The following is a 24,211-nucleotide window of genomic DNA, read 5'->3' on the forward strand; positions in this document are numbered from 1 at the left end:
TTGTCATCCCCCAATTGGTCCGGTCTTAACCGGACAGACTCTGTCCCAGCAATTCCTCGATGGTGTGCACACCCTGCATGAAGGCTTGGTCCATACTGGCCAGTTCATATTTCCAGGCGCCCATCCGGCCGCTCGAAAAAACACCTCTGGAGTTCAGATATGGCAGAATCACATCCAAGGCCTCTTCACGTCGGAGCGTGGGAATCGGATAAGCGTCCGGCACGTCGTTATAATACCGCGACACGAGATGATCCCGACAGTCGGGTCCGACGACGCCGGCCGCCTTGATGGCAGCCAGACACCCCTCGAAAGCGGCCTCGCGGTCGACGGTTTCGCCCGGCCGGTACGCGACCTCGAACATGTATGATTTATATTTCTCAGCGTCGCCGTCCGGTACCGTGTAAGGCGAATAATTCGACAGGTGTGTGCACCGGTAGAAAGGCGCGGTTTCTTCCGGGTAATAAACCCAGGCCCGGCTGTTTTTTTCCTCGTCGCGGAGTCCGGCGCCGACGACCAGAACGTTGGTCGATTTTAATTCACCGGCCGCAGATTTTACCGCTTTATCGGTCACGCCGCACGCCTCCAGCAGCTTTGTCAGCGGCATCGTTGAGATGAGATTATCGTAGGCGTCTCCCCCACCGTCCGCGAAGGAGATTTCTTTTTTGTCCAGGTCGATGGACTGAATCCGCTTATTCACCGCGACCTTGTCCGCAAACGGCGCCGCCACGCGCCGCCAGATTTCGCCCGTGCCTCCGTGTAGCGGATATTTAAAATACTTGTTGGCTCCGAAGCCAGTGTCGTCCCGGCCGAAGATGACGTCCGAGAGAACATGTCTGACGTTTATGGCGCTAACCGACTCGCCGGTCCAATAGGCGCCGACTTCGTCTAAGGGAACGGTCCATAATTTACCGTTGTGTCGGAAAAGGAAGTATTCACAGATGCCGGAACCGAAGTTGGCCAACAACCAGTCTTTGAACGTCTTTACGGATTTCTCCCGCCTGACGGCCAGCTCGGTCAACCCCTCCAGGCAATCAAGCAGGGCTTCCTTCGGGAGATGGCGCAGGTTGTTTTGGAAGGGATATGGAACCCATGAATTCAACAGATAGATCCAGGCGCTGCGTTCGTAAGGGAGAAAGTCGTCGCCCATCGCCTCGTCGATAACTGCGTCGACGTACCTATATCTGGAGAAAAGGACGTGCCCGCCTTCGTCCCAAAGGAAACCGGCCTCGTCAACATGGCTGGCCGACATGCCGCCGACGTAACCGTGGGCCTCGTAGACCGCCCAATCGGTTTCTCCCGCCTCCGCCAAACGTCGGGCTGCACCCAGTCCGGCCGGGCCGGCCCCGATAACGACAGTGCGCATTACCGCTTGGTGACCTCCTCATAAACCTTGACAACCCGCCCGGCGGCCACGGTCGCGTCAAACTCGGGCAGAAGCTTGGCCCCCGCCCGCAAGCGCTCGTATAGTTCCTTGTCGTCCAAAATGGAATTGAACGCGGCGGCCAGACTGTCGCCGCTGCCCGACTCTACAATCAGGCCGTTTTCTCCGTCTTTGATGATTTCCGGAATGGCGCCGACGCGCGATCCGACGATCGGCAGACCGATCGACAGGGCTTCCAAGCCGACGCGCGGGCGGCCCTCTGACAGACTGGGAATCACCAGTACATCGGCCGCGCTCATCCAAACGGGGATATCGTCGTGCGGAATCGAACCGACCAGGCGAACCGATTCCCCGACGTTCAATTCTTTCAACCTTGCCTTGACCTCGCCCTCCAACGGCCCGTGACCGGCCATAAGGAACAACACGTTATCGTGGCCTGCCGCGACTTTCGGAATCGCCTCCGTCAAGTGCCTGACGCCCTTTATCTCCAGCATGCTGCCCAGGTAAAGGATCAACGTTTTATCGGCCGGCAGTTTCAATTTCCGCCTGGCTTCGGCTTTATCGATTCGTTGGAACAGGTCTTTGTTTATCCCCAAGGGGATGAACCTGACCTTGGCCGGGTCGATATGAAAGTAGTTCTTGACCCTGTCTTCGAGAAAGTGGTTTACGCAAATAATCACGGCGGCGTGGTTCAAGGCATATGTAATGCATTTTCCGGCAATCTTGCTCTTGTCCGGGAAGGTGGTTATGTCAGCGTCGTGCACCGTCAGGACGACCGGCTTGCGCGTCAGTCTGCCCGCGACGGTCGCGATAAAGCCGGCCGGAATGGCCCAATGGGCGTGGATGACGTCGCTTTTCTCCCGCCGGACGACGCGCACCGTCCTTAATATGCCGGACAGAAGATACACGCCGACGCGAAAGACGGGGATATTATCGTATTCGGCCAGGAGCTTCCGTTCGGACGGGAACCAGAATCTGTTGACCTTTACGTCGCCGTCCAGGAAAAAACTGGGGTCTTCGCTGAAAACCTTTGAAGTGACCACGGAAACATCGCAGCCGGTGCGGCTTATGTTACGGGCGTCTTCCTTAATCAGGATCCCGTTCCAGGGGTTTACGTTACCCGGATAACCGGGACTGACCACGCAAATCTTCAACGACCGTCTTCTCTGTTTCGCCAGCTGTCTTTCAGCATCGCCTTAAGTTCCAAGTTTTCCTTTTGGACCCTGTATATCTCGCGCCGCAGCTCAACAATCTGACTTGATATGAACCCGAAAGACAAGAACAAGGCACCGATGACGAGCAGAAGCATCATAAGATACATCAGCGGCCGCGTCGGGTCGAGGATGCCCTCCTGCCACTGAACGACGATATAGACGCCGCTGGCGACACCTATTGTCATCAAAACGACGCCGACAAAACTGAAGAACAGGGACGGCTTCTCCAGAAAAGAAAAAAGCAGATGCGAATATATGGCCATCGGAATCTTAATGGTCGACCGGCCGCGTTCCCGTCCTCTCAGCACGGCCGGAGTCTCCGCAGCGTTATAGCCTATGGCCAGAGCTTTCGAGACTATCTCAAAGTGAATTTCCTTGCCGTCGGCTTCGAGTTCCAGCGCTTCTATGACTTCTTTTCGGTAGGCACGCAACATCCCCGTGACGGTCCGCAGGTGGCCCGGCAGGGCTACGCCAAGCAACAAGTTGGCGACGCGGCTCATTAAAAGGCGGAAGAACGGCACGTTCTCGGTACCGCCTCCTTCCATATACGGGGAGCCCATCACGATATCGACCGACGGGTCTTTTATCAGCATATCGACCATGGGCGGCACGAATTTAGGGTCGTAGCTCAAGTCGGCGTCGACGGTGACTATAATGTCCCCCTCGGCCGCGGCGAAGCCGGTTTTTATCGCGTAGCCGGACCCGCAGTTACGCCCGTAGGATAGCGCTCTCACCCTGGGATTCTTGGCCGCCTCCTCCCTCAATATCTTAAGGGTATCGTCGGCGCTGCCGTCGTCGACGCATATAAACTCCCAATCGTATCCGTCCATCGCCGCGGCCACTTGCTTGACGGCTTCGGCGACGTTCTCGGCTTCGTTGTACATAGGGGCGATAATGGAAACTTTCAGTTCTTCGTCCTCCCTGGCAGGGAAATAAAATACCCGCGGTTCAACCCGGCCGGCGGGCGCGTTTCGGGATGGTTTACGTTTCAAAGATTAGCATATACCAAACCGGTTAGTCCAATGGGCACGTGTGCTATAATTCTGATTTGTACTGCTGAAAAGAGGGGGTATCTTGAAGGTCCTCACTGTGCTCGGTACAAGGCCCGAAATAATCAAGCTATCGTCGTTGATTCCGCTACTGGATGATTCGGTCGAGCACGTCCTGGTTCATACCGGTCAGCACTATTCGTTTGAGATGGACAGCGTGTTCTTTCACGAATTACGGCTGCGGCCGGCCGACTATACCCTAAAGATCGGGTCGCAGAAACAGATCGCCCAGACGGCCGGCATAATGCTGAAGCTTGAGCCGATCCTGGAAAAAGAACAACCTGATTTCCTGGTCGTGCAGGGCGACACCAACAGCACCCTGGCGGGAGGACTGGCGGGCGCCAAAACCGGCGTTCCGGTGGCCCATGTCGAAGCGGGCTGCCGGTCCTTTAACCGAAGAATGCCCGAAGAGGTCAACCGGATTTTGACCGATCACTGCTCCACACTCCTGTTCGCTCCCGACCAGACCAGCCGCCGGCACCTGCTGGAAGAAGGCATCGCGGAAGAAAAGATTCACCTGGTCGGCAACACCATAATAGACGCCTGCATGCGAAGCCGCGAACTGGCTGCCGGATCGGATACTTTAAACCGCCTGGGACTGGTCAAGAACGGTTATGTTCTGGCCACGATGCATCGCGCTGAAAACACCGACGAAGCGGAGGCCCTGCGCGAAATCGTCAACGCGTTGGACGACGTAGCCGAAAGAATCACGCTGGTCCTGCCGATACACCCCCGCACCAAGGCGGCCCTTAAGAAGGCCGGCATCAAGCTAAGCCAAGAGATGAAAGTCGTTGAACCGCTGGGCTACCTGGATTTTATCAGCTTGCTGTCCAACGCCAAGTTCGCTATGACCGACTCGGGCGGTGTTCAGGAAGAAGCTGCGATTCTAGACACGCCGGCTTTGGTGATGAGAAACGAGACCGAATGGGTTGAATATATCGAGGCCGGAAAGAACATCTTGGCCGGCACGCAACGGCGGGAAATCGCCGAAATCGCCTTTGGTTTGATCGACGATCCGGAACGACTGAAGAGCCTTCGCGGGGCGAAGATCGCGATAAAGCGCGATGTCAGTCTGAAGATCCTTGAGACTCTTCGTCGGGCCGCCGGATAAACATCTCATTTAATAACCAGGCAAGGACATACGCGAGAACCACGAAAGTCAACAGAATCAACGCCGGAGACAGGGTAGTTTTATAGAATGTCTCGCCTTTGAGGAACGACACGAACAGGTCCTTAAGCGAGACTATGTACTGTACTTTAAAGATGTAGTCGGCGCTATACTGGCCTTTGATCACCGGAAGACGTTTGCCGTCGATATAACCCGTGCCCCCGATGTACTCGTTGGTCTTGTTGGCCTGCCATTTCGGATTCTCTCCAGGCTTAGCCCCCACCAGTTCGACTGAAAACAAATAGTCCTTGGCAATATCCAGTCTGACCGGGTCAAAGCTGGCCGAATACCAGCCTGACAGTCGGCTGTCCTGTTTGAACCAGTTATTCGACAGGGCGACCTCTTTCGTCTCAAAGCTATTGCCCCGGACGCCGACGATCCGGTATAACCTCAACCTCAGGCGGCCTGATTCCGGTAGAGTACCCTGCGCGACGTTTATGTTGATCGAGTCTATGTAGCGCTCCCGGGCGCGGAACGTCTGGGTGAGTTTGTGATCGCGGACCGACCAGCGCATGTCAGGCGCGTCGACGTCTGCTCCGATTCTTGTCGCTTTGGCCCACCGTTTATTGACCACATACACCGACGCCGCGGTCGCGGCCAGCAGCAGCGAGCCGATCACAAACGCGCTTAGGATTCTTTTCATCAAACTAAGCCCTCTATCCATAGAAGAACGGAGTCACGTAAGCCCAAACCGACAGGGACATCAAGAGAAACGAGGCCACGCCCACTATCGCGGCGCCGGCCACTCTCATCTTTTCCGGCACCCAGGCTCTGATCCCGTAGGCGAACAATATCAGGAGCGGCACCATGGTAAGCAGCATATGCCGCCCTTGCGCCCCTCCCCTCGTCGATACATCAAGCTGCGCCAGGCTCAGGTAATTAACGGCGCTAAGCACGATCAACAGAAGGAAGAAAGCGATCTGCCGAGCGGAGATCTTATCCTTGCCCAATCGGATCTTTGCCACCGCGATAATAAAGCCAGCCGCCGCCGCGGCCATTGAGGCAGCCGGCAAGATATAGATCGGTTTGTCCAGCGGTATCATCAACCAGCCGAAATTCCCCCAGAAAGTCTCGATTATCTTGATAACATATGCAGGTTTGACCGACTGGACAAATAGATTCCCGGCCACCGTATGACCGTAAGGCGCGGTAAAGGGTCTTGTAAACCAGCCGTGCTTGATGTAGTTAAACAAATAAAACCAGCTGCCCGAGATCATAGCGATAGCGCCGGTCATGAAGGTGAATAGGAAAGCCCTGACCGCCGGCTGCTTCTTTATCAAACATGCGACCAGAACGAACAGGATGACCGGCGGGCCCATAAACGCGAAGCTCGCCTTGGTCAACAAGCCCCCGCCCAGGAAAAGACCCAACCAAACCCCGATACTTGTCTTCGGCCCTTCCGTCAACAACCGGGCGATAAAATAAATGACGCCGGCCATAAAGAAGATCATCAGGTTGTCGTTGTTGACCGCCGACCCGACAAACGCGTTCATCGGCTGGAAGATTACCAGCAACGCCACGGCGTATTTCATGAACTCGTCCTTAGGAAACATGATCCTGGTCGTCATATAGGCAAACCAGGTGACGCCCAAGGCAAAAAGTACGTTAAATAGCCGCAAAATAACCAGGGTCATATCACCGGCGCCGTAAAATATGCGGTATAAGGGCGCCATCAGATAGTAGTAAAGCGGCGGATGCGCGGCCGCCCCCAGAGTCAAATAGCCCGGGCTCCAACCGGCGTGGACATACCAGTCATGCCACCAGCGGCTGCGCTTCAAAGACTCCTCGACGCGCTTGGGAAGCTTCTCGCTCGTGGCCGGCATCCTTAATTCCATTCCGACGACGTGGATGACCCCCATATGAATCGGTTCGTCAGGGGATTGGTAGGCTGGCATAATACCGGCCCAAACGACTCCCCGCAGGAATGTAAGGAGCAGAAGGAGGACGATTAGCCTCCGTTCATTTTTTACCTCATTCTTCTCGTAATCGTTCAAGATAATCTCAGCTTTCGCTTGACGTCGCTCATCCAAGAGTACGGTCGGAACCATTGCTCGATATCGCGGCGGGCGACGCGCCGGTTCTTCTTGATGAAACTCCGCTTCTTGAGCGTCAGCGGGGTCAAACGCGCCAAGTCGCCCCAGGCCTGCACCAGCGCAATCGGGCTAGTGAACATAATATCAGTATTCAGATAGATGTCCATCAGCGTTATCTGCGGCAGGTGTTTCAGCCAGCTTAGCCAAAAATCGTTTTTCCAGATGGTCAAATAGCGGTTCTTGTAATAGTGCCTCTGGATTAGCCGGGATTTAGACACCGCGGAAGCCGAGCGAAAATGATACGCGACCGCCAGGGGCGCGTAGGCGCATTTCCAGCCGCGAAGCTGGGCGCGCCAGTCCAGATCGACGTCTTCCAACATAATGAAAAAAGACTCGTCATAATATTCGCCGTTCCAGGCGATGTCATCCAACATTTTCCGCCTGTACAGCGGCACCGCGCCCGTCGCGCCGAAGACAAGATCGGCCGCGTCGAACTGCCCGGTGTCAAGTCGGTCTTCTCCCCGGTTTATCACGTAACGGTTTTTGAAAATCACATGGCCGGTCGAATCGATGATGTCCGTCTTCCCCGTTTCGTTAAAACGAAGCAGTTTGCCGGTAACCGACCCCCGCCGCGCGTCCGCTGTAAGCGCTTCGACCATTCGGGAAACAAAATCCGGCTCGAGCAGGATGTCGAAGTTCAACGGCATTATGAACTCGCCTTTGGCCAGGCGAAAGCCCTGGTTCATCGCCCGGCTGAAGCCGGTATTCTCGGCGTTCTCAACCAGAGTGACGCGTCCGCCGTAGCGTTCATTAAGAAGCGGTACGGAGCCGTCGGAGGACGCGTTGTCGATAACGATTATTTCCAGGTCGGCGTAGTCCTGGGCGAAAACGGAATCCAGGCAGCCGGTCAGGAACTTTTCGCCATTCCAGTTCAACAAGACGACGGAAACGGTCACGCGCTTGCTCGCCCTAAGAATGACCGGTAGAACTCGACCGTCCGTTTAAGACCGTCCGTCAGCGCGGTCTTAGGCCGCCAGCCGATGACCGTTTCTATCTCGGTCTTGTCCAGAAATATGTCGCCGACCTCGGTCTTGTCCGCGTCAGGCGGCCACGGCGCGTATTCCAGGTTGCCCGAGCCGACCAGGTCAAAGACCATCTTGGCCATGTCCCCGAAGCGTGCGGGTTCGGGTCCGCCCGTATTGAAGACGCGGCCGGCCGAGCCATCGGCGGCGGCGGTCATAAGAATGGCGTCGACCAGGTCGCTAATATATATGTAATCCCTGATCTGGGAACCATCACCGAAGACCTTGATCGTTTTGCCGGCCAGGAGTTCGGTGATAAAGAAATTCACGATGCCGTAGGTCAGTCCAACTTTGTGACCGGGTCCGTAGGGGTTGGGAATCCGCAAGACCGAAGTACTCAAGCCGTAAAGATCGTGATAGAGATGAAAATATTTCTCAACAGCCAGTTTGTGTATACCGTAGATCGAGATGGGCTCGGTGGCGTGCGTTTCCTTGACCGGCTCGCCGTCCGCTGGTCCGTAGACCAGCTGCGAACTGGGAAAGAACACCCTAACGTCGCTATCGGCGGCCCGGCACGCTTCCAGAACAGTCAGCTGGCCGCCACAGTTAACGCGCATATGTTCCAAAGGCGCCGCGTTGCTGGCCCCGGCGCCCGACAAACCGGCCAGGCTGAAAACGTAATCCTGGCCCTTGACCAATCCGGCCATCGCCGCGGCGTCGGTCATGTCGGCCTTTTTAAACCGGAAGTTTCCGCCGTCGGTTAGCAGGCCGCGCCAGCGGTCGCCTTCTAAAGCGTCGGTTACCGTGACGTCGGCGCCCATGGCGACTAAGGCGGCCGTTACGTTGCTGCCGATGAATCCCTGCCCGCCCGTAACGAGCGCCTTCCGGCCGGTGTATTTATCGAGGTATGACGGCATTCTTATCCCCCAGATTGCGCCTGATGATGGCCTCGACTTCCCTGGCCGATTTCTCCCAATTATAGTCGACGAGATATTCCAAAGCCCGCGCCGCCAATTCGTCGCGGCGGGACTCGTCTTCAATCAACGAGCAGATGGCGTTGGCCAGGTTAATCGGATCCGGCTCGGCCAGCAGAATCGTCCCCTCGCCGAAGAAGCCGTCGGTGGAATCGACCTTGATATCCACGACCGGCAGGCCGCAGGCCATCATTTCTTTATTAACCAGGCTCGGGTTGGTTAAAGAGATGACAAAACCGAGCGTCGCCTCGTTATAAAGCTCGGCCAGTTTGTCCTGGGATAATATCCCTAAATTCCTATAGGGAAACGTCAGCTTGGACGCGTGCGGCCAGCCGACAAAATCGAATTCATACTCTGGGTGCCGTTCCTTTACCAGCTTGAGGGCGATGACTCCCAGTTCATAACCGCGTCTCGGCGTTACCTGCCGCGCGTAAAAAACGATCTTCTTCTGGCGGGGCAGGTTCATCGGGTAATAAATGTCGGGGTTGTAAGCGAAGTCGAAGTAATCCGCCCGCTCGTGATATTTCTCGCGCATTATCTTGGCCAGCCAAGGTCCGGCCGTTATACAGTCAAAGCCGAACATATAGGTGTTTTCGGCGAATCGTTCCTGCGCGCTGGCCGGATAGAACAATGTCTCCAGGTCTTGAATGAAATACATCTTGCGGCGCGTGTTGGCCACCTTATAAACGGGATAGGCCGTCTGCCAGGAAGTCGCGATGACCGCGTCGCTGTCCGGCATCCCGTCGACGCCGATCGCCACCTCCGCGCTCACCTTGGCGAAATGTTTGTTTATCGAAGCGTTAGCCTTGTCGCCATGGAAATGGTTGACGGGTTGGTAGATGAATATCCGATTGGTGTGGCCGAACGACTCCAGATAAGAAATCGTCCGGAAGATATTCAGGTGGCCGCCGCTCCCGATATTAAAGTCGGGAATAACCCAGTTCAGAACCAAGTTGTCGTAGTCGATGTCCCGCCGCGGCGGCATAAGTTTAGTCGGAGAGGTCAAGTCGACTTCCGCGACAAACCCCTGATGCTCGTCGATCGGAGTCACCCGGTTGGGCAGGTTCCTGAAGAACCTCACCATAGCGTCGAACAAGCCACCGATGCCGCCGTCCCGCAAAGAGCTTATCGCCCTGCCTATCAAGTATCCGATGCCGTTCTCCGGATTACCCATCGAAGTCTAACGACCCCTTTCCAGTGACATGCGCCGTTCGAATCCCGGCGGCAAACGATCGTATCTGGCCGCGAAATAGGCCCCGACACGCCGGCCGAGATTCATCAACCAGGCGTACCAGTACCAGCGGACGCGCCTGAACAGCTTGTACCGTCCGGTACCCTTAATGTATTTGACGTCAGCCCGCCAGCCCCGCCAAGCCGACGGTAAGAGCCTTAGCAACGTGATATTCTCCCGGTAGCCGATGGCGATGTTCAATCCGCGGTATTCGTCGTAAAAACGCCGGACGAACGTCGCCGGACGGTAGTTATGCGAATGCAGCACCGCCGCTTTGGGACTGTAAGCGATTTTATGCCCGCTCAAAAGAACCTCCCGACCGAAGACCTGGTCTTCCGCGTAATCGAGCGGCTTGTAAGGGTGCTCCTTCCAATAGCTCTTCCTAAGACACGAATTGACGTCGGAGTAGAAACCTTTCATGCTCCGAAAGTTCTCCAACTCCTCTTTGTCCCGGTCGGACGTAATCACCCGGACTACCGGTCGGTCGTCCGGGCTGATGGCCGCGAAAACGCCGTTGGTGTCCCGCTCCGTAACCGGATTGCAGTCAGCCCGGGGTACGTGTTTGCCGAAGACCGCGACGATCTTCTTGTCGCGCGAGAACGGCTCAATCATAGATTGAAGCCAGGTCTCGTCCCTCGGCGTCGCGTCTTGCGTAAGGTAGCAGACGAATTCGCCCCTGGCTTCAGCCGCTCCTTTGTTGCGCGTCTCGCCGTGGTTGAATTCACCTTTATCGATTTTCATCAGCCTGACGGGATAAGCCTCGGCCACAACCAGCGTCTCGTCAGTCGACCCGGAATCGATCATTAAAACCTCGTAAGGAAAATCGGTCTTTTGTTTAAACACCGAGCTTAGAACCTCACCTATATATTCAGCGCCGTTATATGTCAGGATAACGATGGTGACGCGAACGTCGGAGCTCATGATCAGCTGACTTCCCATTCATGATTTAAGTGGAAGAAACCGCTTTCTCCCTTCTTGCCGCCGCGAACCTTGAAATCAAAAGTCCGGCTGAGATAATCGTACGGATGTTTGGCGTTCTGATCGAACAAACCGATATCCAGAAGATACGTTCCGGCCATCAAAGGCAGTGACTCAAAGACCAGAGTAACCGTGCCCTTGCCTTTTGAAGAGGATATCGTTAAGCCGTCGACGCCGGTGTTGGTGCCGAAACAATAGGTTCCGTCCTTGGCAAATATGGAGACGCCGAATATCAGTTCCCCCAGATCTGGCCGGGCTTCATAATCCATCACAACTTTGACAGGCTCGCCCAGGTCAAAGCCCCTAACCGATTGCCCGTTTTTATCGAGCATCTCCAGCTTGGTTACGCGGGCTTCGCCGGAACCGTAGCGGTTGCCTCTAGGCAAGATCTCATCCACGCCCTGAAGCATCTTCTCCCGTTCCTTCTTGTGTACTTCCACCCTGTAGGCGTCGATAACGTCGCCCGTCGAGCCCTCCCGCATCAACCTGCCGCCGTCCAGCCAGACCGCGGAATCACAGAATTTACGGACGGCCTCCAAGTCGTGCGTCACCAGGATAATCGTTTTGCCCCTGTTTTTGATATCGATGACGGCGTCGTAGCATTTGGATTGAAACGCCTCGTCGCCGACCGCCAGAACCTCGTCGATCAGCAACACGTCAGGATTAACGTTGATAGCGATGGCAAAACCTAACCGCATATGCATGCCGGACGAATAGTTCTTGACGGGGGTGTCGATGAACCGTTCCAGTTCCGAAAAAGCGATGATGGAGTCCACCTTCGCGTCTATCTGCTTCCGCGTCATCTGCAGAATCGAACCGTTCAAGTAGATGTTTTCCCGGCCCGTCAGGTTGGGCTCGAACCCGGCCCCCAGTTCCAGCAGGGCCGATATCTTCCCGTCAACGGCGATGGCGCCTTTGTTCGGTCTCAGGATTCCCGTGATGCACTTCAACAAAGTGCTTTTGCCTGACCCGTTTTCCCCGATAATGCCGATGGTCTGGCCTTTGGGAATATCCAGGTTAATCTCACGCAGACTCCAGAATTCTTCGTATGCCGTCCGCCCGCGGCCCGACAGGATGTCCTTCAGAGAGTCGCGCCTCTCGTGATATATGCGGAACATCTTCCAGACGTCGCGAATTTCGACTGAGTGCTCCATTACACCTCTTCCGCGAATCTCGGTTCCATCTTGTGGAAAATGAAGTAGCCGAGGAACAGGACGGCCAGGGAAACTCCGATGGAGAAACCGATGATCTTAAGCGACGGCAGCGCCATATTGTAAAGCATGTTGCGATACATCGTAATCAAGGCCGTCAGCGGATTGAGCTGGTAAACCGTCAATAACCAGGGGTGTTCTTTCATAAACGACATATTCTGGATCATTTCCAGGCTGTAGATGATGGGCGTCGCGTAGAAAAGAATCAGCATGATGACGCCAACAATGTACTGGATGTCGCGAAAGAACACGTTGAGGCTGGATAAGATAAAGGCGAAACCGAGCGTCAGGCACACCTGAAGAACGATCACGACCAGCACGAGCGGGATGTATATATAGAAGTTGTAGCCGTAATAGATCAAGAACGGGATAAGCACCAACATGGCTAGCAGGAAATTGACCAGGTCGGCCAGCACGTACGAAATCGGCAAGATCTCCCGGGGAAAGTAGACCTTCTTTACCAGATGGCCGTAGTTGATGATGGAACCGGTGGACGAGGACACGGCGCCGCTGAAAAAGTTCCAGGGCAACAAGCCGACCAGCAAGAACACCGGAAAATCCTTGATGCCCAGCTTGAAAACATTGGCGAAGACAAAAGTAAAGACCAGCATCATGAGGAGCGGATTTAAAAGCGACCATAAGAATCCGAGCACCGACCCTCGGTATCTTAATTTAAGTTCCTTCTTAACCAGGTTCAGCAAAAGTTCACGATAGGCGTATAGCTCTCTTAACTTGGCGATCATGGGCGGTCGCTCCCGAAGTAAGCGGCCAAAGCTTGATGGTAATCCCTCAGGTCTGCCAGGCCCCTCAGCCGCGTCATGCGGTTATCGAGGACCGAATTCGCGGGCCGCGGCGCCGGGCGGTCCAGGTCTTTTGTTTTCATTGGCCGCACGTTAACGCCTTCCTTGCCGACCGCTTTCAGGATCTCCTTGGCGAATTCGTACCAGCTGGCATTGCCGGAATTCGTCACGTGATATGTGCCGTACCAGCCGGTCGTCATCAGTTCAATAATCCGGCCGGCCAGGTCGACGGAATAGGTCGGCGAGCCGATTTGGTCGTCCACAACGGTCAGCTCGTCGCGCTCCTCCGCCAACTTGAGAATCGTCTTAACAAAGTTTTTCCCGGTCCGGCCGTATAGCCAGGCGGTGCGGATAATGTAATGTTCGGGGCAGATATTTCTGGTCAGAATCTCGCCGGCCATTTTTGACCGGCCGTAGACGCCGGCCGGATTCATAGTGTCGAATTCGTCGTATGGAGTAGCCTTTGTCCCGTCAAAAACATAGTCCGTGCTGATGGTTACCAACGGCACGGACAGGTCTTTCGCGGCCAAAGCCAGGTTTTGCGGACCGACGGCGTTGGCCAGGTAAGCCGCGTCCACATTGGTCTCGCAACCGTCTACATCGGTGTAAGCGGCGCAGTTTATGATTATTTCCGGCTTTATGTCCTGTGTCTTATGCCAGACCGCCGCCCCGTCTGTTATGTCCAAATCGAGGTCGAACGGATATAGGTCGTGATTACCGCCGAGCGCAGCGACCAGGTCCCGGCCGAGCTGTCCTTCCGCGCCAGTGATTAGGATCTTCATTTAAGGGGCCGCCACCAGGCCTCGTTCTCCTGATACCATCTGATGGTCTCTGACATCGCGTCCCTAAAGTCGCGGCGTGGGGCCCAGCCCAGCGCTTTGGCCTTTGTGGAATCCAGCGAGTAGCGGCGGTCGTGGCCCAAACGGTCGTCGACGTAGGTAATCAGGCTGTCGGGGGCTCCTGTTTCGGCGACGATCTGTTTGACGATTTCCAGGTTGGTCTTCTCGTTGCCGCCGCCTATGTTGTACACTTCCCCGATCTTGCCTTTGTGAAAGACCGCGTCAAGCCCCTCGCAGTTGTCCATCACGTAAATCCAGTCCCGGACGTTCAGGCCGTCGCCATAAACCGTCAGCGGCAGACCGTCGATGGCGTTCGTCGTCAGCAAGGAAATCAGTTTTTCCGGATACTGGTAGGGGCCGAAATTGTTCGACGACCGGGTAATCATGACCGGCGTTCCGTAAGTCTCAAAATAAGCCCGGCAGAGCAAATCCCCGCCGGCCTTGCTGGCCGAATAAGGGCTATTGGGCTCGATGGGATCGGTTTCGACCGACGACCGGCCCTCGGGAATGGAGCCGTAGACCTCGTCGGTGGAAATGTGAAGGAACCTTTCCACCTTGTTGTTCTTGACGGCTTCCAGAATGTTTTGGGTGCCCAGGACGTCCGTGACGACAAAGGATTGCGGATCCTCGATAGACCGGTCGACGTGGCTCTCAGCCGCGAAGTTTATGATGGCGTCGACGTTCTTGGCCAAGTCGTCTATCCACTTGGCGTCGCAGATGTCGCCCTTAACGAACGAATAGCGGGGGTCTTTCTCGACATCCCGGAGGTTCTCGAGGTTCCCGGCGTAAGTCAGTTTGTCCAGGTTAACGATCTCGTAGTCGGGATATTTGTCGAGCATATAGCGGATGAAGTTGGAGCCTATAAATCCCGCCCCGCCAGTCACAAGGAGTCTCATTTTATGAGTCTCCTTGTAGCAATTAGCAGTTGGTAGTTAGTCGTTAGCAAAAACATAAACATCATCCTGTCTTGTTCATTAACGAGCTTATCATCTTGGCTATCACAGCACCTTCATCATAGAGTCGAGTGAAGTCTTCTTCGCTTAGCAGACCTCGTTGCCTTGCCGCATATAGATTGGTTACAGTCTCAAAAACTGAGCCTCTAGCAATTCCCAAGAATTGTTTGAACTCCTTCTTGTGTTGCCTTCCCGAACCTTCAGCGATATTCAGTGATATTGAAAGGGCCGAGGACTTTAACTGAGATACTTGTCCAAACATCTCGTTTCTCGGAAATACCTTCTCTGTATCACAAACTCGCGTATAATAGCTGACGGCTCTTTGCCAAACTTCTAGCCGTTCAAACCCGAATTCTCTCAATCTCTAACCGCCAACAACTAACTACTAACTGCCATCAAACACGGCATCTAGCCGTGTTTGATGCCCCAGTCGTACGGGATCTCGTCGGAATCGTAAGGCAACCGGTATTCATCCGGATTCTTATAATCGTAGAGTTCGGTCGGGCAGTTCACGACGACGGATTCCGTCTCGCTGACGCACTTCCAACCGTGGTAGACGTTATCCGGTATCTGCACGAGCATCGGATTGTGATCGCCGATGAAGAGCTCGTTGATCTGGCCTTTGGTCGGGCTGCCGTCGCGTGAATCAAACATGACCAGCTTAATCACGCCCTTAACGCAGGCGACGTTATCAGTCTGGTTTTTGTGGTAGTGCCAGGCTTTAACGACTCCGGGATAGTTGGTTGTCATGTATACCTGGCCGAACTTGTCAAACAGTTCGTCGTCGCTGCGCAATATCTCCATCAAACGTCCCCGCTCGTCGGGCACTACTTTGAGCTTCTTGACCTTAACCCCTTCTATCATAATGACCTCCGGTCATAGTTGTTAGTGGTTAGTTGTTGCCTCTGTGTCCAACCGCTTGCTGCTAACTACTAACCACCAACTACTAACTACTAAATAATGTCTATCTGACTGTTGTCGCCGACCATGAAACTATAAGCGTCCGGCCGGTGATCGACCGTTTGTATCTCCACATTCTTGCCGATCAGGCAATCCACCAGGCGGCTCTTCGGGCCGACAATGGAAGTGCCCTCCAAAACGACGCTGTTCTCAATCTGCGCGTTCTCAATCACGGTGTCGAAGTATATGCTGGCATAAGGACCGATTACGGCGTCCTTGATCCTCGCATTGGCGCCGATTATGGCCGGTCCGATCAACCGGCTGTTGGTGACGACCGCTCCGCTCTCGACGACGACGTTGCCTTCTATCACGGTGTCCGCGTCGACGCTGCCGTCCTGCCTGGTCTTTATATCCTCCAGCATGATCCTGTTGGCCTCCAGGATGTCCTCACGTTTGCCGGTGTCTTTCCACCAGCCGTCAATAATGTGCGGGGTGACGATCAGGCCCTGGTCGACCATATATTGGATGGCGTCCGTTATCTCCAGTTCATTGCGCCAGCTCGGTTTGATCGCCTTGACCGCGTCAAAAATGTTCTTATCGAACATATAAACGCCGACCAGCGCGAGATCAGTTGCGGGTTCCTTAGGTTTCTCAACCAAACAGACGATTTTGCCGTCGCGCAACTCGGCGACGCCGAATCTCTCCGGCTCCCTCACCCGGGCTAGCAAAATCTGGGCGTTGGGCTTGTTTTTGGCGAATTCCTCGACCAAAGAGGTGATTCCGTCTTTGATCAAGTTGTCGCCCAAGAACATGACGAAACTGTCGTCTTTTAAGAAAGGTTCCGCGATTAAGACCGTGTGCGCCAGTCCCCTGGGCGCGTCCTGCTCTATATAGGTGGTTTTAATGCCCCACTGGCTACCGTCGCCGACCGCGGCCTTTACCTCTTCGCGCGTGTCGCCGACGATGATGCCGACATCCGTTATGCCGGCGTCCCGAACCGCCTCGATGGCGTAGAAAAGAACCGGTTTATTGGCTATAGGCACCAGCTGCTTGGCGCTGGTGTGGGTTATGGGACGAAGCCGCGTACCGGTGCCGCCGCTAAGTATCAAAGCTTTCAAAAAGGAGCCTCCTTAAGACAATACAGCTTATAAGGATAGCATAAATCGGCGATTTTGGGGGTAACTGTGCAGATGAGATTGCTAATAGTGGACGTATACCGGCGTCCCGATCGGCGCCCAGTTATAGATCCAGGCGGCCGCGTCCACCGGTACGTTTACGCAACCGTGGGAGCGGACGTTGCCGAAGTCGTTGTGCCAGTACGCGCCGTGAATCGAGTAGTTGCCGGTAAACCAGAGAACATACGGAACGTTGGGAACATAGTAATACTCGGCCGTGCCGCCGAATCCGGACATATCCACGGTCGGATCCTTGGCGTAGACGGAGAAATAGCCCGCCGGAGTGTTGAACGGCGGCCGCCCCGAGGAAACAAGCGTTGAGAAGATGGGGGAGAAATCATAGAAGAATACGCCCTCGCGCCATTCGCCGTAATAGGTTTCACCGCAAAGTAGCGTCTGCGTAGACAGATTGATATCGATCTGCTGGCCGCCGACCGGGTAGCGTACCGGCAAGAACGTGTTTCCGCCGGCCAGACGGCTCTTTTTGACGTCCCAGGCGCCGGATTTACTGGCCCAGACGGGATAGACGTTAAAGGAATAGCCTGTTGAATCCGCTTCCCACAAAGCGGCGCAGCTCAACGGATAATCGTATAAGGCGTAAAGCTCATCCCTGGTGTCGTTATCCGTATCTCCGGCAACGAGTTTGGTCTTAGTCGCGTCCCAAGCCCCTGATTTACTGGCCCACCAGGGAGTATATGTAAATCTGCCGCCGTCCGATTTGAACATCCAGAGAGCGGCGCAATTAGCAGGGTACTGGTATTGCGCGGCCAGGTCGTCAATGCCGTCGCCGTCAAAATCGCCGGCCACCATCTTGGACGAGGCAACGTTCCAGCCGCCCGACGGGCTGGCCCACCAAGGCCTCGCCGTCCAGGAAGTCGCGCCCTTATCAAACACCCATATGGCGGCGCAGGACTGTGGGAATGGCTGAAGGACGGAAAACTCCGCCGCGCCGTCGTTGTCGAAATCCCCTGCGGCCACCTGACAGCCGGGAACGGAGAACGCGCCGGAAGCGCTGGCCCATATAGGGTTGCAGGTCCATTTGGAGCCGTCATAGTCGAAGAACCAAAGCGCGGCGCAGGACTGAGGATATTCGTATAGGGCTATAATCTCCGACCGGCCGTCGCCGTCGAAATCTCCGGCCGCTATCTTGGCCAGATCTACGTTGAATCCCCCTGACATGCTGGCCCAGACCGCTTGCTGGGTAAAACGGCCGGCCCCGTTTGAGGAGAATTGCCAAAGGGCCGCGCATGACAAAGGATAACTCTGCAAAGCCAGGACGTCGTCGTAAGCGTCTCCGTTGAATTCGCCGGTGACGACCTTGGAATTGGTCGCGTTCCAGCTGCCGTAAGTGCTGGCCCACCAGGGCGTTGGGTTCATCATCGAGCCGGATTTCGACCATACCCATAAGGCACTGCAGTAAAGCGGATAATCGTACATCGCGGCGATCTCGTCGCTGCCGTCGCCGTTGAAATCGCTATCCACGGCCAGGGCCGCGGGCGAAAACAAGGCCAAGAAGATAAACAGGGAGACAAAAAGACAAATGGTAAGTTTGAATATTTTCATATCACCTATTAAACAACATTCTCTCTTATGTCGGCAATCAGCATTATTCCAGAGCCGCTCCGTTGTTATACCCTCCCAGTTCCGAGTCGGGGACTACATAGAGGTCGGCGAAGTTTAAGCCTAAGGCGTTGAAAGCCGTGATGGAATTGATCGGGCGTTTCTCGTATGTGCCGCCGGCGTTTATGTCGGAGACGTAGACGGTCGAAGAATTGGGGCTCTTGATGAGGGATCCCGGAGCGGCCTGCAGGGTCGGTCCGGGCTCGTAACCGTTCATCTCGGAAGTGGAGATGGTGACCACGCGGTCCCATCTTAAGGCGTTAGAGTTGAAGGTGGCGCCGCTCGCGATGGGGCGCTTCTTGTCCTGGTCTAAGAAGTAAACGGCGTCAGCGCCGGACACCTTGACGAGCATGCCGTTCGGATGCGTGGCCGCGCTGTCTAACGAGGGGACGTTCTCGTAGCTCGACACCTCGGCGTCGGTGAGCTGGCGCACGTCCTCCCAGCGAAGCCCCAAGGATGTGAAGACGGCGGCCGAGCCGATGGCCCGCTTGGTCTGAACACCACCGGAGAAGTCGCTTATGTAGACGGCCGAAGAGCTGCCCTTGATGAGCGTGCCGGGACGAGCCTGACAGAGGTCCCCCATCGTGTATTGGGCAAGTTCGGTCGCGGTCACGGTGTGGATACGGTCCCAGCGGAAACCGTTGGAGGAGAAGACGGTGCCGGAGGTCACGGGCCGCTTCTTCCCCTGGTCGATGAGATATACGTCGGGGGCGGAGGCCGTCTTGACGAGCCTGCCGTCGGGATACTTGGGCCGCGCGGTCGTGGTCGCGTAGTAGGCGGCGGGAGAACCCGAGGCGCTCAACCAGCCGCCGTCTTTCAAGACGTCCCATTTTAGAACGTATGTGCCGGTGGCCGCGGGAGCGACGACTGTCGCCGTCAAGTTCGCGCTGCCGCCGGAAGGTATATCGGACCCGATCGCGGTCGTGACTCCGTTGGTCACCGTCCCGCTCCAGACGTCTATCCACTGGTACGACAGGCTGGTCACGGCGGCCGGCCAGGGCAAGTACCCGTTGTTCTTCAGGGTGACCGGCAGGTTGATCGTCGAGCCCTTGACGACGGTCGAGAGCTCGGAGGACTCGAAGCCGGAGACGAACGCGGATATGTACGGGTCGGTGTATAGATACTTGGCGAGCTTGCGTTTCATCCCGCCCTCTATCAGGTAGACCGAATCCGGGTCGGCCGCGTTCCTCACGATCGCGCCGTTCGGGTGCGTCGCCGAGGATGAGACCGGGGCTCCTTCGGTGTAGGAGCTAAGCTCGCCATCCGATACGGTCATGATATCTTCCCATCTGTACCCCAGGGAGTTGAAAATCGCGGCTGAAGTGATTGCCCGTCTGGCCGGCGACGAACCGTTGATGTCCGTCACATAAATGACGGAAGAGCCGCCTTTTACCAGGGTTCCGGCCCGCATCGGGAAGACCGCCCCGGTCGCGTAGATAGCCATCTCGGAATCGGAGACAGTAAAGATCCTGTCCCAGCGGAAATCGTTGGCGATAAAGGAGGCATAAGAAACCGGCCTCTTCTGTAGATTATCCAAGACACAAACCGCCGGTGAAGTAGACGTTTTGATAAGGGCACCGTTGGCGTGGACGCCGGGCGTGACGGACGACCCGACGATATACCCGTTTATGTCGGCGTCGCTCAAAGTGATTATGTCCGACCAGTTATAACCAAGATCGTCGAAGACGGCCGCGCTTGGAAAAACTCTCCGGAAATAGAGGCCGCTTAGGTATTCCGTCACGTAAACGCTCGACGAACTGCCTTTCACCAGCGTGCCGGCACGGAAACGAACATCGCTGCCGCCGGTGTAACCAGACAGCTCCGCCGCTCCAACGGAGACGACCGGTTCGTCGCCATACTCCATCGGCGGCAATACGGTTACGGGAATATCGAGCGTCTTACAAAAAAAGGTGCTGAACAGGCCGACGCCTTCGTGCAACAGATCGTATTTCAGGAGGTATTCCCCGGGCTCGACCGGCGCCACGACCTGAACATTCGCGAAGATCTGTGAATTGAAAGGAGCGTCGGCCGGCAGTCTCACCTTCGGAGTCGGTACGCTGTCAAAGACTGCCCCCGTGCTCCGGTTCTGCCAGTGGGAAGTCACATAGACGGGATTAGCGCCCCCTGTTCTCCAGGTCAAGGTACCTTTATTTTGTAATCTAATCGTCGCGTTGTAGGTCCGGCCGCCGATCATCCGGTCGGGAGTATCGATATCGCCCTGGTTGACCGCGTAGGCGCAGCTGTTGTCCCCGTCCGGCCAATTATACGCCGGGATGCGCCCGTACCAATCCCACGGAACGGCGTGCAGGGGTTCCCTGACGACGCCGCGGCGGCTGCTGGCGTGGATGACCTCGCCGTTGCCGATATATAGGCCGACGTGGTAGCCCGTCGGGAACTCGTAGCCGGGCCTTGTCTCGTAGCCTTGCCAGACGGTATCGCCCGGCAATAACTCCGCTTCTGAAATGGGATACGCGACAAAATCAAGGATGGAGTTGCTGATATAGACGCCGGCATGTGAATAAGCCATATAACATAAGCCCGAGCAGTCATAATAATTGGGACCGAGCCGTTTATCCAGATCCATTGAATAAGGCTTGCCGACTTGGGCCATAGCGAAATAGACAATCTGTGCCCTTGCTTCATAACCGCTTGCCAAGGCGGGCGCGGCCGGCAGCAACGCGAAAAGCGCCGCGACAACGAGGCCGAAAACAAACCGTCTCATCATGCGGACAGGTTCTCTTGTTCGCTTGGCGACGTTATTCCAGAGCCGCTCCGTTGCCATAGCCTCCCAGTTCCGAATCGGGGACCACATAGAGGTCGGCAAAGTTCAAGCCTAAGGCGTAGAAAGCCGTGATGGAGTTGATCGGGCGTTTCTCGTATGTGCCGCCGGCGTTTATGTCGGAGACGTAGACGGTCGAGGAACTCCCCTTGATGAGGGCGCCCGGGGCGGCCTGCAGGGTCGGTCCGAGCGCGTAGCCGTTCATCTCGGCGGTCGAGATGGTGACCACGCGGTCCCACCTGAGCGCATTGGAGTTAAACGTCGCGGCGGACGCGACCGCGCGTTTCGCCCCGGCCTCCAACAAAAACACGGCCGGGTCGCCGGCCGTCTTGACGAGCATGCCGTTGGGGTGCTTGGCCGCGCTGTCTAAAGAGGGGCCGTTTATGTAACTGGCCACCTCGACGTCGGAGAGCTGGCGCACGTCCTCCCAGCGAAGCCCCAAGGATGTGAAGACGGCGGCCGAGCCGATGGCCCGCTTGGTCTGATCCCCGCCGGAGAAGTCGCTTATGTAGACGGCCGGAGAGCTGCCCTTGATGAGCGTGCCGGGACGGGCCTGACAGAGCTCTCCCGTCGTGTATTGGGCAAGTTCGGTCGCGGTCACGGTGTGGATGCGGTCCCAGCGGAAACCGTTGGAGGAGAAGACGGTGCCGGAGGTCACGGGCCGCTTCTTCCCCTGGTCGATGAGATACACGTCGGGGGCGGAGGCCGTCTTGACGAGCCTGCCGTCGGGATACTTGGGACGGGCGGTCGTGGTCGCGTAGTAGGCGGCGGGAGAACCCGAGGCGCTTAACCAGCCGCCGTCTTTCAGGACGTCCCATTTCAAGACGTAGGCGCCGGTGGCCGCGGGGGCGACGACGCTGGCGGTCAAGGTCGCGCTGGCGCCGGATTGTAAGTCGGACCCGATCGCGGTCGTGGTTCCGTTGGTCACGGTCCCGCTCCAGACCTCGATCCACTGGTATGACAGGCTGGTCGCGGCGGCCGGCCAGGGCAAGTACCCGTTGTTCTTCAGGGTGACCGGCAGGTTGATCGTCGAGCCCTTGACGACGGTCGTAAGCTCGGAGGATTCGAAGCCTGACACGAATGCCGAGACGTAAGGGTCGGTGTAGAGATACTTGCCTAGCTTGCGTTTATACCCGTTCTCGATCAGGTAGACCGAATCGGGGTCGGCCGCGTTCTTCACGATCGCGCCGTTCGGGTGCGTCGCCGAAGACGAGACCGGGGTCCCCTCGGTGTAAGTGGCCAGGTAAGCGTCGGAGACGGTCAGGACGTCCTCCCACCTGAAACCGAGCGCGGTGAAGACCGAAGCCGAGGTTACGGCCCGGCGCTGCGGGGCCCCGCTGTCGATGTCCACAACATAGATGGACGAGCCGCCGCCCTTGATGACCTTGCCGGAGGGCAGATAGACCGGATTTCCCGCCGTGTACATATTGGCCATCTCCGAATCCGAGATGGTCTCGATGCGGTCCCAGCGGAAGCCGTTGGCCTCAAAGACCGTCGCCGAGGCGATAGCTCGTTTTAAAGCGCCGCCGGCGCTATCCTCGATGAAATATATGGTCGACAGAGACGCTGTTTTGACCAGCGAGCCGCTCGGGTGCGCGGCCGTCGAGACTGCCGACCCGGTAGTGTAGGCGCCCAGATCGGCCGCCGACAGATAGACAAGGTCTTCCATATGATATCCGAGCGTGTTGAAGTCGGTCATGTTGTTGAAGGCGCGCTTAAAGTAGATGCCTCCTCTGAATTCGGTGACGTAAATCGTAGTGTCGGGAGCAGGCCCCTTAATGAGCGTGCCGGGGCGGAAATGGAATATAGCCGGGCTGCCGTCAACCAGGGCGATGTCCCCGGATGTCGCGGCGCCGAACTTTGTTTGGTCATAATGCGTCTTGGTGACCGAAGACGGAATACTGAGCGTGGGTATCCAGCGGTGGGAGAACCACAGAATGCCCTGCCTTGACATATCGAAAACAAGTTTATAGTTACCGGAGCCCTGGGGCGCGGTTACGCGCGCCTTCAGGAAAGCGGTTTGTCCGGGATATAGGTCGGACGGCAACCAGGCCGCCGCGTTGCCCGCGCCAACCATTGCCCCGTTTTGCGTCCAGTAATATCCCAGGTAGAAGGGGTTGGCGCCGCCCGCGTTCCAGCCGAACTGGCCGTAGTTGGTAACCTGTACCACCAGTTCGTAGGTTTGGCGAGCTTCGAAAACCTCGGGCGAGGCGTCGTTTATGGTCCTTGACTCAATCAACTTATAGGTCGCGTCATAGTCACCGTAAGTCGGCGGGAACGGATAGTTGCTGAAACCGGGCCAGCCGTAACTCGACCAGCCTGACGCGAAGCTATTCATGATGTCGGCAATCGTATAACGCCACGTTTGGCTGGTTGCGTAGTTTACATTCATGCCCTGGAGAGTCGGGCCGTATTGGGTATAGTAACCGCCGCCGGGCGTCAGATAATCGCGCGATATCCAATAGGACACCTTGTCTATGCAATCCTGATAGCTCGTGAAATGATAAGCGCCGCCCACCGGGTCCGAATCGTACGCGCCATAACCATATATGTTGTAAGGAGCGATTTGATCGTTACCCCAGGCAGATTCAACCATCGCATGGGCCATAAGGTAAACCGGATCGATATTGTTGCTCAAACCGGCGTTTACCCAAAGCTGCCCGACACTGGTACCGCCATTGTTCTCGGGCAAAAGAGGACTCTCCGGATGCACGTGACGAACGAAGTCGTCCAGCTGCGCGCCGCTCACGCCAGGATTATGACGCAGAATCGTCAGCGTCGTGTACTGGTTGGCCGCACCGGCCGCACCGCCGGTAAAGGCCAGCAAGACCGCGGCGAGAATCGCTATTAGTATTGTTTTCCCGAAGAAGCCCTTGGTCACTTT

General features: G+C 56.3%; 20 protein-coding genes. 1 reads left to right on the forward strand and 19 read right to left on the reverse strand.

Annotated elements, in window-relative coordinates; all coding sequences use genetic code 11:
• Positions 1–25: 25 nt before the first annotated feature.
• From WC891_01280 to WC891_01290, 3 genes are read right to left on the reverse strand one after another with little or no spacing between them, the layout of a single operon-like run.
• Positions 26–1,363, reverse strand: coding sequence for an FAD-dependent oxidoreductase (locus tag WC891_01280; protein ID MFA5866587.1), 1,338 nt, complete (start codon positions 1,361–1,363; stop codon positions 26–28).
• Positions 1,363–2,535: a glycosyltransferase gene (locus tag WC891_01285; GenBank protein ID MFA5866588.1), complete on the reverse strand. Its 1,173-nt coding sequence runs from the start codon at positions 2,533–2,535 to the stop codon at positions 1,363–1,365. Before WC891_01285 ends, WC891_01280 begins: the two co-directional genes overlap by 1 nt.
• Positions 2,532–3,587 (reverse strand): glycosyltransferase family 2 protein, encoded by a 1,056-nt coding sequence (locus WC891_01290; GenBank protein ID MFA5866589.1) that lies wholly within the window; start codon positions 3,585–3,587, stop codon positions 2,532–2,534. Before WC891_01290 ends, WC891_01285 begins: the two co-directional genes overlap by 4 nt.
• Before the next feature lie 82 nt (positions 3,588–3,669).
• On the opposite strand from WC891_01290, the gene wecB reads away from it, so the two are divergent.
• Positions 3,670–4,755 (forward strand): UDP-N-acetylglucosamine 2-epimerase (non-hydrolyzing), encoded by a 1,086-nt coding sequence (wecB, locus tag WC891_01295; protein ID MFA5866590.1) that lies wholly within the window; start codon positions 3,670–3,672, stop codon positions 4,753–4,755.
• Here wecB and WC891_01300 read toward each other — a convergent pair.
• From WC891_01300 to WC891_01375, 16 genes are all read right to left on the reverse strand, one after another.
• Positions 4,712–5,455 (reverse strand): hypothetical protein, encoded by a 744-nt coding sequence (locus WC891_01300; GenBank protein ID MFA5866591.1) that lies wholly within the window; start codon positions 5,453–5,455, stop codon positions 4,712–4,714. The two genes, wecB and WC891_01300, sit on opposite strands and share 44 nt — an antisense overlap.
• A 13-nt stretch (positions 5,456–5,468) precedes the next feature.
• Positions 5,469–6,860, reverse strand: a complete 1,392-nt coding sequence (locus tag WC891_01305) for a glycosyltransferase family 39 protein (GenBank protein MFA5866592.1) — start codon at positions 6,858–6,860, stop codon at positions 5,469–5,471.
• Positions 6,803–7,801, reverse strand: coding sequence for a glycosyltransferase family 2 protein (locus WC891_01310; GenBank protein MFA5866593.1), 999 nt, complete (start codon positions 7,799–7,801; stop codon positions 6,803–6,805). The genes WC891_01305 and WC891_01310 overlap by 58 nt, the downstream gene beginning before the upstream one ends.
• The gene (locus tag WC891_01315) at positions 7,798–8,784 is read right to left on the reverse strand and encodes an NAD-dependent epimerase/dehydratase family protein (protein ID MFA5866594.1); all 987 of its coding nucleotides are present in this window, start codon (positions 8,782–8,784) and stop codon (positions 7,798–7,800) included. Before WC891_01315 ends, WC891_01310 begins: the two co-directional genes overlap by 4 nt.
• On the reverse strand, positions 8,765–10,015 hold the full coding sequence (locus tag WC891_01320; GenBank protein MFA5866595.1) for a glycosyltransferase family 4 protein: 1,251 nt from the start codon (positions 10,013–10,015) through the stop codon (positions 8,765–8,767). The genes WC891_01315 and WC891_01320 overlap by 20 nt, the downstream gene beginning before the upstream one ends.
• Positions 10,016–10,021: 6 nt before the next feature.
• The gene (locus WC891_01325; protein MFA5866596.1) at positions 10,022–11,011 is read right to left on the reverse strand and encodes a glycosyltransferase family 2 protein; all 990 of its coding nucleotides are present in this window, start codon (positions 11,009–11,011) and stop codon (positions 10,022–10,024) included.
• The gene (locus WC891_01330; protein MFA5866597.1) at positions 10,996–12,204 is read right to left on the reverse strand and encodes an ABC transporter ATP-binding protein; all 1,209 of its coding nucleotides are present in this window, start codon (positions 12,202–12,204) and stop codon (positions 10,996–10,998) included. The genes WC891_01325 and WC891_01330 overlap by 16 nt, the downstream gene beginning before the upstream one ends.
• Complete coding sequence (locus WC891_01335; GenBank protein MFA5866598.1) at positions 12,204–13,004, reverse strand: ABC transporter permease; 801 nt, start codon at positions 13,002–13,004, stop codon at positions 12,204–12,206. The genes WC891_01330 and WC891_01335 overlap by 1 nt, the downstream gene beginning before the upstream one ends.
• The gene (gene rfbD, locus WC891_01340) at positions 13,001–13,843 is read right to left on the reverse strand and encodes a dTDP-4-dehydrorhamnose reductase (protein MFA5866599.1); all 843 of its coding nucleotides are present in this window, start codon (positions 13,841–13,843) and stop codon (positions 13,001–13,003) included. The genes WC891_01335 and rfbD overlap by 4 nt, the downstream gene beginning before the upstream one ends.
• Positions 13,840–14,796 (reverse strand): dTDP-glucose 4,6-dehydratase, encoded by a 957-nt coding sequence (rfbB, locus tag WC891_01345; protein MFA5866600.1) that lies wholly within the window; start codon positions 14,794–14,796, stop codon positions 13,840–13,842. The genes rfbD and rfbB overlap by 4 nt, the downstream gene beginning before the upstream one ends.
• Before the next feature lie 61 nt (positions 14,797–14,857).
• Positions 14,858–15,214, reverse strand: coding sequence for a four helix bundle protein (locus WC891_01350; protein ID MFA5866601.1), 357 nt, complete (start codon positions 15,212–15,214; stop codon positions 14,858–14,860).
• 47 nt (positions 15,215–15,261) lie between these two features.
• Positions 15,262–15,717: a dTDP-4-dehydrorhamnose 3,5-epimerase family protein gene (locus WC891_01355; protein MFA5866602.1), complete on the reverse strand. Its 456-nt coding sequence runs from the start codon at positions 15,715–15,717 to the stop codon at positions 15,262–15,264.
• A gap of 89 nt (positions 15,718–15,806) precedes the next feature.
• Positions 15,807–16,871, reverse strand: a complete 1,065-nt coding sequence (locus tag WC891_01360) for a glucose-1-phosphate thymidylyltransferase (GenBank protein ID MFA5866603.1) — start codon at positions 16,869–16,871, stop codon at positions 15,807–15,809.
• 81 nt (positions 16,872–16,952) lie between these two features.
• Positions 16,953–18,491, reverse strand: coding sequence for an FG-GAP-like repeat-containing protein (locus WC891_01365; protein ID MFA5866604.1), 1,539 nt, complete (start codon positions 18,489–18,491; stop codon positions 16,953–16,955).
• 43 nt (positions 18,492–18,534) lie between these two features.
• Positions 18,535–21,330 (reverse strand): NlpC/P60 family protein, encoded by a 2,796-nt coding sequence (locus WC891_01370; protein ID MFA5866605.1) that lies wholly within the window; start codon positions 21,328–21,330, stop codon positions 18,535–18,537.
• Complete coding sequence (locus WC891_01375) at positions 21,305–24,208, reverse strand: glucosaminidase domain-containing protein (protein ID MFA5866606.1); 2,904 nt, start codon at positions 24,206–24,208, stop codon at positions 21,305–21,307. Before WC891_01375 ends, WC891_01370 begins: the two co-directional genes overlap by 26 nt.
• Positions 24,209–24,211 lie beyond the last annotated feature (3 nt).

Source organism: Actinomycetota bacterium, assembly GCA_041658625.1.
Lineage (GTDB): Bacteria > Actinomycetota > JAHEXW01 > JAHEXW01 > JAHEXW01 > JBAZZW01.